At 43.1% G+C, this 11,042-nt stretch carries 17 protein-coding genes; 14 read left to right on the top strand and 3 right to left on the bottom strand.

Going from position 1 to position 11,042, the window contains the following annotated elements; genetic code table 11:
- Nucleotides 1-7: 7 nt before the first annotated feature.
- From WKR92_RS00320 to WKR92_RS00300, 5 genes are all read left to right on the top strand, one after another.
- Nucleotides 8-949: an MraY family glycosyltransferase gene (locus WKR92_RS00320; protein ID WP_375555847.1), complete on the top strand. Its 942-nt coding sequence runs from the start codon at nucleotides 8-10 to the stop codon at nucleotides 947-949.
- 6 nt (nucleotides 950-955) lie between these two features.
- Nucleotides 956-2,041: a glycosyltransferase gene (locus WKR92_RS00315; RefSeq protein WP_375555846.1), complete on the top strand. Its 1,086-nt coding sequence runs from the start codon at nucleotides 956-958 to the stop codon at nucleotides 2,039-2,041.
- 181 nt (nucleotides 2,042-2,222) lie between these two features.
- The gene (locus tag WKR92_RS00310; protein WP_375555845.1) at nucleotides 2,223-2,660 is read left to right on the top strand and encodes an adenylyltransferase/cytidyltransferase family protein; all 438 of its coding nucleotides are present in this window, start codon (nucleotides 2,223-2,225) and stop codon (nucleotides 2,658-2,660) included.
- A gap of 71 nt (nucleotides 2,661-2,731) precedes the next feature.
- A complete protein-coding gene (locus WKR92_RS00305; protein ID WP_375555844.1) occupies nucleotides 2,732-3,163 on the top strand; it encodes a LexA family protein in 432 nt (143 codons plus the stop codon).
- A 9-nt stretch (nucleotides 3,164-3,172) separates the two neighbouring features.
- The gene (locus WKR92_RS00300) at nucleotides 3,173-4,417 is read left to right on the top strand and encodes a Y-family DNA polymerase (protein WP_375555843.1); all 1,245 of its coding nucleotides are present in this window, start codon (nucleotides 3,173-3,175) and stop codon (nucleotides 4,415-4,417) included.
- On the opposite strand, the gene WKR92_RS00295 is transcribed toward WKR92_RS00300, so the two are convergent.
- Nucleotides 4,418-4,657, bottom strand: coding sequence for a hypothetical protein (locus WKR92_RS00295; protein ID WP_375555842.1), 240 nt, complete (start codon nucleotides 4,655-4,657; stop codon nucleotides 4,418-4,420).
- Nucleotides 4,658-4,758: 101 nt separating this feature from the next.
- On the opposite strand from WKR92_RS00295, the gene WKR92_RS00290 reads away from it, so the two are divergent.
- A complete protein-coding gene (locus tag WKR92_RS00290; protein ID WP_375555841.1) occupies nucleotides 4,759-5,379 on the top strand; it encodes an SOS response-associated peptidase in 621 nt (206 codons plus the stop codon).
- 140 nt (nucleotides 5,380-5,519) lie between these two features.
- The gene (locus tag WKR92_RS00285) at nucleotides 5,520-5,675 is read left to right on the top strand and encodes an integrase core domain-containing protein (RefSeq protein ID WP_375556059.1); all 156 of its coding nucleotides are present in this window, start codon (nucleotides 5,520-5,522) and stop codon (nucleotides 5,673-5,675) included.
- Here the strand turns inward: WKR92_RS00285 and WKR92_RS00280 are convergent.
- A complete protein-coding gene (locus tag WKR92_RS00280; RefSeq protein ID WP_375555840.1) occupies nucleotides 5,652-6,380 on the bottom strand; it encodes a hypothetical protein in 729 nt (242 codons plus the stop codon). The two genes, WKR92_RS00285 and WKR92_RS00280, sit on opposite strands and share 24 nt — an antisense overlap.
- A gap of 78 nt (nucleotides 6,381-6,458) precedes the next feature.
- The gene (locus WKR92_RS00275; RefSeq protein ID WP_375555839.1) at nucleotides 6,459-6,671 is read right to left on the bottom strand and encodes a hypothetical protein; all 213 of its coding nucleotides are present in this window, start codon (nucleotides 6,669-6,671) and stop codon (nucleotides 6,459-6,461) included.
- A gap of 27 nt (nucleotides 6,672-6,698) precedes the next feature.
- Here WKR92_RS00275 and WKR92_RS00270 point away from each other — a divergent pair, with 27 nt between their 5' ends.
- The 7 genes from WKR92_RS00270 to WKR92_RS00240 all read left to right on the top strand — a co-directional run bounded on the left by WKR92_RS00270 (nucleotide 6,699) and on the right by WKR92_RS00240 (nucleotide 11,033).
- Nucleotides 6,699-7,442 carry a hypothetical protein gene (locus WKR92_RS00270; protein WP_375555838.1) on the top strand — a complete coding sequence of 248 codons (744 nt, stop codon included), beginning with the start codon at nucleotides 6,699-6,701 and terminating at the stop codon, nucleotides 7,440-7,442.
- A 156-nt stretch (nucleotides 7,443-7,598) separates the two neighbouring features.
- On the top strand, nucleotides 7,599-7,904 hold the full coding sequence (locus WKR92_RS00265; RefSeq protein ID WP_375555837.1) for a helix-turn-helix domain-containing protein: 306 nt from the start codon (nucleotides 7,599-7,601) through the stop codon (nucleotides 7,902-7,904).
- Between the two features lie 173 nt (nucleotides 7,905-8,077).
- Nucleotides 8,078-8,704 carry a DUF6266 family protein gene (locus tag WKR92_RS00260; protein ID WP_375555836.1) on the top strand — a complete coding sequence of 209 codons (627 nt, stop codon included), beginning with the start codon at nucleotides 8,078-8,080 and terminating at the stop codon, nucleotides 8,702-8,704.
- Between the two features lie 261 nt (nucleotides 8,705-8,965).
- Nucleotides 8,966-9,385: a hypothetical protein gene (locus WKR92_RS00255; RefSeq protein WP_375555835.1), complete on the top strand. Its 420-nt coding sequence runs from the start codon at nucleotides 8,966-8,968 to the stop codon at nucleotides 9,383-9,385.
- A gap of 5 nt (nucleotides 9,386-9,390) precedes the next feature.
- A complete protein-coding gene (locus WKR92_RS00250) occupies nucleotides 9,391-10,071 on the top strand; it encodes a C40 family peptidase (RefSeq protein WP_375555834.1) in 681 nt (226 codons plus the stop codon).
- Nucleotides 10,072-10,323: 252 nt separating this feature from the next.
- Nucleotides 10,324-10,839 carry a hypothetical protein gene (locus WKR92_RS00245; protein ID WP_375555833.1) on the top strand — a complete coding sequence of 172 codons (516 nt, stop codon included), beginning with the start codon at nucleotides 10,324-10,326 and terminating at the stop codon, nucleotides 10,837-10,839.
- Nucleotides 10,836-11,033, top strand: a complete 198-nt coding sequence (locus tag WKR92_RS00240; protein WP_375555832.1) for a hypothetical protein — start codon at nucleotides 10,836-10,838, stop codon at nucleotides 11,031-11,033. The genes WKR92_RS00245 and WKR92_RS00240 overlap by 4 nt, the downstream gene beginning before the upstream one ends.
- Nucleotides 11,034-11,042 lie beyond the last annotated feature (9 nt).

The raw sequence follows: 11,042 nt of genomic DNA, 5'->3' as shown, positions 1-11,042 counted from the left end.
TGGTGTTATGATCTACGCTGTACTTACTGCCTTACTTTTCATCCTCATGTTCGTCTATTTCAAAATAGCGGACAAATTCAATATTATCGATAAACCTAACGAACGGAGTTCCCATACAGCATTGACTATTCGAGGAGGCGGTATTATATTCCTGGTTGCTATCATTATTGCAGGAATCATGCATCCGAATTACCTTCTGCCAGTTGCAGGCGCAGCGGTGATCGGTATTATCTCATTTCTCGATGACCGTATCACACTGTCAAGTAAGATTCGGATATTATTTCATTTGGCAGCAGTTACCATGATGTTCTGGTTTTTGCCTGTATTTATCATTATGCCGTGGTGGGGGATACTAGCGCTTTATATCTTGGTTATCGGCATCATCAATGCTTATAACTTTATGGATGGCATTAACGGTATTACAGGCCTGTATAGCTTGGTTGTTCTTGGAGGCTTACAATATGTTAATATCAATGTGTTTAACTTCGTAGAGCGTGACTTGATTTGGTTACCGATGATATCGTGTGTGGTATTCCTATTCTTCAACTTCCGCAAAAAAGCAAAATGCTTTGCAGGTGATGTAGGTAGCGTAACGATGGCTTTCTGGATTATGTTTCTTCTATTACGTTTGATACTTGATTCAGGTAATCCGATTTATATTCTCTTCTTGACAGTATATGGTATAGATTCAATCTTTACAATAATACATAGACTAGCACTTCGTCAAAACATCTTTGATGCACATAGACTGCATTTCTATCAGATATTAGCGAATGAACAAAAGGTGCCTCATTTGGTAGTGTCAACTATCTATGCTGTTGTGCAAGCTTTGATTATTTGTTTTATTGTAGGTTCTGGTATGCACTGGCTGGCGATTTTCTTGATTAGTACGCTGCCGTTGGCAGCGGTGTATATGCTGAAGTTTCGGTTGATGAAGGTTGAAGCCTAATCATTAGTGTGCTATCATAAGACAAACATCCTTTTTCTTTTACCTTCATTCAGAAAAGGAGGAGAGGCAAAGAATACATTGAACATTCTTAATGCACTTGATACAGAACGCTTCAACCTGTATCTACTAATCTGCTCAAACGAGAATAATGACCTTAAAGACTATCTTGAGAATGATGTCAATATAATAGAACTAAACCCTAGTACCAATGTAAAAGCGTCTCTTTCTATTATAAGAACTCTTCAAAACATACAGCCAGATATAACCTTTACATCCTTTGTCGAACTGAATTATATGGTTGGTATTTATAAGAAAAATTCAACGAAGAAAATTATTAGTGTTCTTCGTTTCAATACGTTACCATCTAATAACTTAACTTTAAATTTAAGCTATAATTCCAAAGAGAGAGTTAATTGCTCCGTGGAAGCAGCCGATAGTATTATTGCGCAGAGTGTAGAAATGCGTGATGAAATAACAAAATATTATCCTTCATCAAAGAGTAAGGTAAACGTTATTTCAAATGCTATCAATCACCAGCAAATAAAGCGGCTGTCTGACGAGTATATTCCTTATGAAGATTACAATGGTACAACCTTAGTAGCTATTGGTAGCCTATGGGAAGTTAAAGGCTTCGACTTTTTGATACGTGCAGTAGGAAAGTTAGTATACGACCATAATCAAGACATTCGCTTGTTTATCGTCGGTGAGAACATGACCCCAGACAGTGGATATGACGAATACCTACAAGCCTTAATAGCTGACTTAAAACTAGAGAAGTATATATCATTTGTAGGTTATAAATCAAACCCGTATCCTTATTTGAAACATGCTGACGTCTTTGTCTTGTCTTCTTTGATGGAAGGGTTTCCTAATGTTGTACTAGAGGCATTAAGTCTTCACGTACCCTGTGTAGTTACGAATTGCGTTGATTTTAGTAATATTATTATTCCTAACGCTAATGGCGTTATCGTTCAGAAGGCAGAAGTTGATTCTTTAGTCGAGGGTATACTGGAAGCGAAGGATATAGGATTTAAGAAGCAAAAGGGTTCTGACTTTGATTATAATGAGTGGTTTGGTGGATTGCTCGCCTGAGTTTACTCGCACGGGTTGCCAAGTATAAACTCATAGAAGACATTTTTGTGTATCAATAATATAGCTTCACTAACCAGTTATAGGTATTTTAACGCGTTTGGGAGTTAAATCGTGGATACGATATAGAGAACATTTTCATTTTCTCTATCTTAGAAGCGTATTATTAAATATTCGAATTACAATGAAAGTCGGAATTACTTTTAGTGCCTTTGACCTGTTTCATGCAGGTCATGTTAAAATGTTAGAAGAAGCGAAGCAGCAATGCGATTACCTGATTGTTGGATTGCAAACTGACCCAACCTTGGATAGACCGGAAAAGAATAAACCTACACAGACAGTTGTTGAAAGATACATACAATTGAAGGGTTGTAAGTTCGTTGATGAGATTGTTCCTTATGCTACAGAACAGGATTTACTTGACGTTCTACAATCCTTCGATATTGATGTGAGGATTGTAGGGGATGAGTATATGCATAAGGACTTCACAGGAAAGAAGTATTGCGAAGAAAACAATGTTGAGCTTTACTACAATAGTCGTAAGCACCGTTTCTCTAGTACCGGGCTCCGGAAAGAGGTTTTTAATAGAGAAAGCGAGAAGCTGAAGAAGGATAAGAAATAGTTAAAAACTTTTATTCTTCTAAATGCTAAATAAATTAGTAATTTTGATCTGAACATTCAAGATTACTATATATGCTTAGACAAATACTACCGGGTCGAAATACTGACTTAGAACCTTTGGAAGATCCGGGAAAAGTATCCGGTTTTGCCTCGCCGGCCACGGACTACATCCAAGATCGTTTGCACATCATTCAAAAGCTAGTTAATGATCCTGTTAATACCTTCTATTTCCAAATGGAATCTGCTGAACTGGAAAGTCTGGGTGTAGCCAAGGATGCAACGCTGGTGGTTGATCGTTCTGTACATCCGCGCCATGGTTCGATTATCGTTGTTAATAAGGACGGGGAATGGTTGGTGAGGCAGCTGATTGTCCTCGGCGGTCAACAGTATTTGGTGAATGGGAAACTGCAATCGGAAAGAACGCTGATTGAGGATGATGGTATCAGTGTCTTTGGTGTGGTAACATGGAGCTGCAATCCGTTGAATAAGTTGGTTAAGCATTAGACAGGGTTTATGTTTGCTTTGGTTGATTGTAATAATTTCTATGCGAGCTGTGAGCGTTTGTTCCGTCCGGAACTAAACGGTAAGCCTGTTGTGGTGCTCAGCAACAATGATGGTTGCGTCATTGCGAGAAGCAATGAAGCAAAAGCGTTGGGATTTAAAATGGGTGATGTATTCCATAAAGTTCGTGACCGTATCACTGAGAATCAGGTTCATGTGTTTAGTAGTAACTATGCGCTCTATGGTGACATCAGCGCAAGGGTAATGACCAACTTGGCGAGGTTCTCGCCAAAGGTGGAAGTGTATAGTATTGATGAATGCTTCTTGGATATGAGCGGAATTACCCATCTTCATAAGTACTCCCACATAGTTCGGAATACGGTGATGCGGAATACTGGCATTCCGGTCTCCGTTGGCGTGGCACCATCCAAGACGCTGGCGAAGCTAGCGAACAGGATGTGCAAGAAAACGGGCGGCGTTTGTGTTCTTAAATCGGAAGAGGAAATTACCCGTGCTTTGAAAGATTTCGAGGTGGGTGATTTGTGGGGGATTGGACGCCGGTACGCAAAAAAATTAAATGGGTTTGGTGTATATACTGCGCTTGATCTGAGAAACCTATCTTTGGAATTCGTCAAAGATAAACTGACGATCCAGGGTGTGAGGATGTGGTATGAATTGCACGGTAAGCCCTGCATTCCATTAAAACTGAAAATAGAGCGTAAAAAGAATATTTGTTGCAGTCGTGGTTTTGGTAAAGCGACCAACGATTATTCGCAGTTGGAGGAAGCAACTGCGAACTATGTGAGCAGGCTTTCGCAAAAGTTGAGGAAAGACGGGAGCTGTGCGACCGTCTTGAGCGTAAGGCTTCTGACGAATCCTTTTAAAGAAGGAACTCCGCAATTATTCCCTTGCGTCTCGATATCTCTACAACATCCGGTGAACAATGTTCCAGACATGGTTAAAGCAGCTTTAAAAGGGCTTAAACATGTTTATCGTGAAGGTTATATGTGGAATAAAGTAGAAGTAATGGCAACTGGGTTGGTTCCAGAGGGTGAAACTCAGTTACATTTGTTTTCCAGTTGGAACGGAACGGTCAACAACAAGATTAGTAAGCTGATGGATCGGATTAACCGACATTATGGAGAAGGCACACTGAGAATGGCCATTGAGGGGAAGCGTCATCGCTGGGCGATGCGCCGGGCGTTCTTAAGCAAAGAATATACGACCAAGTGGGCGGATATTGTTAACGTGAAATAACTACACTTCGATGTAATGCGTGAATTCTTTCGGTAACTCTGCCTTTAGAATTTGACCAATAGTCAGCACCATATGATTGTCGAATTCGCTTGATTCCGAGTTCTCCTGAAAAGTAGCTTCATCCCATTTTACTGGTTTGAATGTGTACTGGTCGCGGTCGAGCTGGCCTTCTGCTACTAAATGGGTATAACCTTGCGACTGAAGATTTTCCAATAATACTTTGGTGAGTGCTTGTTCCATGAAGCTAAGTTACGTAAATTAGTGTAATGTGTTATCATGCTTCGGTTCCAGATTATATCCAATTCAAAATGTCTTTTCCGACAAAGAAAATTACATATGATATGGACAAACCCCACTACCATGTGTCGGGTTTTACCCGCCCTTTCTTACCCGTTACACTGAACAATGAGCCGGACGTAATTCAGGCTGCGCAATGGAAACTCCTGCCTTTTTGGGTGAAAAATGAAGAGCAGGCCAAGAAGTATGCAAATACGCTTAATGCAGAGTCTGAAAGCATTTTTGAAAAAGCATCGTATAAAAATTATATCAAAAAATATCGTGGGCTATTGTGGGTTGACGGCTTCTTCGAGCCACATAAAAATAGGGTTACCGGAGCGGGTGAGAATTATTACATCTATAAGCCTGATAAGCAAATATTTTCAATTGGCGTTGTATACTCGCCTTGGGTGAATCAAGAAACGGGAGAAATCAGAAATACGTTTTCCGTCATCACAACGAAGGCGAATGAGCTTTTGGAAGAAATCCACAATGAAAAGAAACGAATGCCGCTGATTGTTCCAGAAGCATCTCGGGATGCATGGTTGACAGCTGATAGTAAAGAAGAGATTCAGGAACTGATGGTTCCCTATGCAGGGGAGTTTTCAGCACATAAAGTCCACCGAGTGACGGCAGACAGAACGGGCGATACCAATAGACCTGATATTCAATCGGAAATTGATTAACAATTGAAAGGCAATTCCTTACGGATTGTGTAGCATATCTAAAAATATAAGATTCTTAAACCGCCCGAAAGGAGCCTTTTTTATTTGTTTTTATTGGCATCTTTGTACCTGGAGTATGGATTTTGTGACAGATGTTTTAGATAATAAAAGACGCTTTAGAGCATTTACAGGAGGATTACAATACCCAACGTCCACACGATGCACTGAACAAAATGACCCCAAAAGAAGAAGCTTACAGTTTCTGCAAAGATATACCATTTTTTGAAAGCAACTCACTTCCGCAACATCTCATCTAACTTCTTTTCTGCTATTTCCTTCATCTTATCAAGCAAATGGATGGTGTTTTGCAAGCCTTCGGGGTCTCTGTATTCATAGCTATTCTCAATGGTTTTGGGACTGTATTTCTTGTTGTTATTAGAAAGTACAACACGACTAAGGAACTCACAAAATTCGTCTAGGTTTCCAGTGCGCTTAAAAATCTTGGCTTCGGCCATTAATCGCGTGATCTGAACAAAAGCACGGGGTGATTGGAGCAGTTTGATGTAAGGGCTTGAAGAGTTCTTTTCAAGGTTATCAAAACGGTATGTTTTTTTGTCGATATCATTGATCCACGCGCGAAGTTGGGTATGTATGGCTACTAGCAAGCTGGGTTGCTGGGGGTAGAATCGGTGATACTCGGCAACCTGGGTCTTCTTGATTAGGTACCGGACAAATTTCCGCTTTTCTTTCTGATTGTAGTTCTGGCTGTGTCTGGTAAAGGCATCATAATAATAGGAGACAAGGAGTGGTTCATTGACCCCGTACATGATAAAGCGTTGTAGTAAGGCAATTCGAAGGTCAATTCCATTGTGTTCGCCAACTGCCAACAGGATATCGGCTACTAGTTTCTTCAGGTTTTCACGGTCGGCAGGGCTCGCGGAGTTGGTCTTTTCGGTAAAAAATGTGTGGAGGATGTGGAGTAGTCGGTCATCAATTTCGGCTTTCTTTAATTGGGATAACATAACAAAGGGTTTAATTCTTGGAACGATGTGTCAACGATGAGAGACGTATTTCTAAATATACGATTTTATTTTTTCTAATTATAGCGGGATTCGCATGGACTGGATGCTAGTTGGTATTGCCTGTTCCCGTGGTGGACGGCAGGTGGTCGGGAGGTGGACATAGTCGTTGGGCTGTTCGATCGAGTCCATAACTGGTGCATAGAAGGGGTGGTTTTGTCGCATATTGTCGCATAGCTTATCATAGCTTTCGGTTTTTTGGTTTGTATGAAGGAGGGGGACATCTTTGGGCATTGTTAAACTTTTAAACTTTTATTTATTATGGCAATCTATGAAGATGGTAAGCTAAAAGGTAAGCTTGGAAGTGTGGTGTACAGAACGGTAAATGGAAAGACGGTGGTGCAGGCGTATCCGAAGCGGCCGAAAGATGGATATCCGACAACGAAGCACAATGTTCAGTTTGGGGTGGCTGCGCGAGCAGCAAGTGGGATGTACAGGCAGTTGAAGGATTTTGCACTGAATCTAACCATGCGTAATCTCTATAGTTCATTGAACGGTCTTTTTATTAGGGAGTTTAAACACTTGCGACCGGCAGTGGTGAGTGAACGGTGGGCATTGGTGCCTGGAAGCTTGGATTTGCAGGTTGGAAGACGTTCGTGGTTGGAGGATCTGGTGGAGAGCGAAATTGTGATGAGGATAAAGGATACTACGTGCCAGTTGAGGATCCCTCCGTTGAATTTGCATGGTGGACGTTTTTCAAAGTATCGGATCTGGTCTGAAGTACAGGAAATGGAACTGGCGTTTACGTTATTGCATTATGATTTTGAGACGGACAGTGCATCGGTGGTGGCTAGGTGGATCTCGGGTCGATTTCCGAAAAATAGTGTTCCTGGAGCGGTGGACCTAGACTGTGATCTGCTGAATATCGATGGTGATTTAATTGAGAATGGTTTGCTTTTGGGCTGTGTGGGACTGAGGCTCTTTGCTTCGGAGACGAGCGATTCTTACTTGAACACGAGTGGGTTTAATCCGTTTTCGATTGTTGGAGTTTGGGCAAAGGGCTAAGGGAGTGAATTTTGGTCAAGGGTATGTCAAAAGCAGGTTTGCCCCTTTTTTTGCCCCTTGACCAACTTTCTCGTTTCGGGCAATTTTGTGCCATTCTATTTTTATTCTCTGTATTACAGATGCTGAATTTTTTAATAATCATTTAATTTTTTAAGTATGTTTAGTACATCGGACAAAAATCCAATTAACACAAACCTAATTTTAAAAGAGCTGCAAAAACAGATGAAAGAGTTGCAGACGTCGATCCGCCAGATTTTTAGTGAGATCCGAAATCGGAAGAAGGGAGAAAATATAAGCAAGTTTCTCTCTGTTGAGGAGGTGGCTGATACGCTGAGCCTGCATAAATCTACTGTGTACCGAATGATTTATACTGATAAATTACGGACCACCCGCATCAACAGGAAACTGTTTATTCACGAAAGTGAGATCTTGGATATTCTTAACGATAAGTTGCGTAGCTAATCATTGCTTGCTTTAAGATACTATAGTTATGTATTTGATACTGATTGATATGCATAGCTTATCAGCTTTTCTTTTCCCTTGTGCGCTGCCCTATGTTTGCAGCAATTGATAGCAAAACCGGTAGCGCATCAGTTCATTTAATTTTTTTGTTTAACACTTTAAATTTTAGAATTATGGGACTTTATGTTAAAGGAGTATTAGGATCGTTTTCAGGTAAGGTTGGTACGGTGGTAGGTGCAAATTGGCGCTCGATAGATTATATGCGGTCGTTGCCGAAGCCTTCTAACAAACCGGCGACGGAGAAGCAGGTAGCTCACAGGGCTAAGTTTGCGATGGTGATCAATTTCCTGTCGCCGCTGCGTGAGTTGATAAACATCGGCTTTAATGATGCCGGGCAAACGAAGCAAACGGGCTTTAACCGTGCTACGGGGCACTTGATGTCAGTAGTGGAGGGGGAGTTCCCGGATTATACGATACCGTACGGTAAAGTGATCTTGGGGACGGGCAGCCTGCAGCCGATACGTGCTAGGGTGGAGTCTGATCTGGATGGTCTGGCGCTTAGTTGGACCTTTACGGAGGGCACGATCAACGCGCAGCCGGATGATGTGGTGAACATCGTTCTGTACGATTCGGAGACGGATGATTTCTTTGTGTACCAGGATGCTTTGCGTGAGGATGGTACGTATTCGATACCGTTCGATGAGCTGAATTCGGAATCCCTGCACACGTGGGTGTTCGCGAGCTCTGCGGATGGGACGAAATCTTCTAAGAGTATCTACATGGGTACATTGAGCGTATAGGCTCTGGGTGACGGCCGTGGGTAACGGCTGAAGGGAGGCGGGGCGGCGTAGATAGTTGCCATATCGTCGGTGCGAGGCTGTTGGTCTCGCACCAATTGCCGCCGCTGCTTCCCTTATTTTGAAATTGGGTTTTGGTTTGGAATTGAGGTTTGGGTTATAGGTTTGAGGTTTGGGTTCGTGACTTGGGTTATAGGTTTGGGTTGTTGTTGGACTTAAGTTCTCGAATTGGATTTTTAATATTAATAGATAAAAATGATGGATATGATTAGGAATGAATCGATATATGTGACGGTTGCGGATGGTGTGCGCGATGTGGTTTTTTCTGTGAGGCGGTCGGTTTCGGATTTTGTCCGCTCTAACAAACGGGGGATCTTGCTGATCCTATCGCTGCTGACTTTTATTGCGGCGGGTGATATTCTGCGGATGGTGGATGTGACAGCAGCGGCGATCGACCTGGGGATCTTGGCGGTGCTGCCGCTGGCGGCCCTGACGGTGATCGGCTTCCTGTTGCTTACGGAATGGTTGATCGCGTGGCAGTGGCCGGTATTGGATGTGTATCAACGTTATTTTTTGGAAAAGACTTTTAAACAATTGGTATCATGGCAAAAGGTTTTGGTGTACTTCTCGTTTTATTTGGCGCTCTTGTTTGCGTTCATCAGCATCACGAGGGCGTTTTTGTAGGGGAGGTGGAGGCGGTTTCTGCGGTTGCTCCCGAGTTTGTTTCTTCGGTGGTTTACGCGGAGCGTGTTGAGGGTTACATGAACGCGGCAGATCGTTACGTGAACGCGGCTGGTGAGCTTGTGAAAGCTAGTGATGTTGACGCTTCTGCTCGTGATCGACTGCAGCAGATTTATCTGGGGGAGGTGGGTGTCCGGGAGCGGACGGGCCGGAACGACGGTCATCGGGTAGCTGAGTACCTCCGCTATACGGATCTGGGCGAGGGTTATGCTTGGTGCGCTTCTTTTGTGTCCTGGGTATACGGTCAGGCCGGTTATCCGGAACCTCGGACGGCCTGGTCGCCCGCGCTGTTTCCTGCCAAGCGTGTGATCTGGCGGAGGGGGGACAAAGTGCGACCTCCTGAACCACATTCAGGCGCTCGTCATCTTAGGATTTCATCCGCAAAGCCGGGAACTGATGATACGAACATTAAAGATAGGGTTTCTATTCCCCAAAAAGGTGATGTGTTCGGTATTTATTTTAACTCGGTGAAGCGGATCGCTCATGCGGGTTTTGTGGATGAATGGGGCGATAAGTATGTGGTTACGGTGGAAGGGAACACGAATGAGGCGGGCAGCAGGGAGGGTGATGGGGTTTACAGGAAAAGAAGGTTGATCTCGAGTATTTATCGGGTTTCGTCGTGGTTTTGAACATTTGGTTAAGGATGATTTTATTTCGCCGCTGATTTTTGATTCACTACGTTCTCAAAACAATGCGAGCTCGTAAACTTGCTAGCTCTCTGATTTTTGCTGCGACAAGCTCGCAAAACAAGGTTCGCTATCTAAGTTTACTCACAGGGCATGGTGGAAAGGCAAACGACAAAAACTGATAAATACTCGGAAAGACAGGGAGGAAAGACAGGCAAAATGGATGGTCAACATGATTAGAAAAATGAAAATAGAATGAAATACATAAATATAACGAGCGCTGTATGGATGGCGGTAATAATGGTGTTTGGTGGTTGTGGTGCGGTGAAGAAGATGAAGGAAAGGGAGCGGATAGATAAAGTGTCGGTACTTGATGAGCGGGTGGAGGTAGTCGATAGTTCTTTTCTGAAAGCTAGATGGTTATTGGATGGGTGGTCGGGTGAGTCTGCAGTGGTGATGGCTGTGATGGAGTCTGATTCGCTGATCGCTTTTGATCCTCAGAACGGATTTGAGTTGCCGGGCGGTCGGGTGCTGTATGGGGAGTCTAGGGAGGCTTCGTCTTCGCTTCGGGCTTCGGGTGATCTGGCGGTGGAGAGGAACGTTGATTCGGTCGCGGAGCGGAACGCAAAAGAAGAGGTGCATTTGCGTTCGGCGGCGACCGATAAAACGCGGGAGGGAAGGTCTATATGGCTTTGGTCCTTGCTCTTGTTTATGGGAGCGATAGGTATTAGTTTAATTGTTTTACGAAGATTTAAATGGAGTTTGAAATGAAAGATATAACGAGATTGCATTTGATAGAGATGGAACTGGACATGGCGGGTGAGCTGACGTTGGAGAATTTACTGGCTTATCATCAAGCGGCGTATTTTTACAAGCTGTTCGACGAACACTTCAACCGTCATGAGGATATCTGTACCTGCAGTTATTGGAGAGCGGAACAGGGAGTGGAAGAGCTGGTGAATTGAGTGGATTAT

Source organism: Albibacterium profundi (assembly GCF_042159835.1).
Taxonomy (GTDB): domain Bacteria; phylum Bacteroidota; class Bacteroidia; order Sphingobacteriales; family Sphingobacteriaceae; genus Albibacterium; species Albibacterium profundi.
This window is presented reverse-complemented; position numbering and strand designations above follow the sequence as displayed.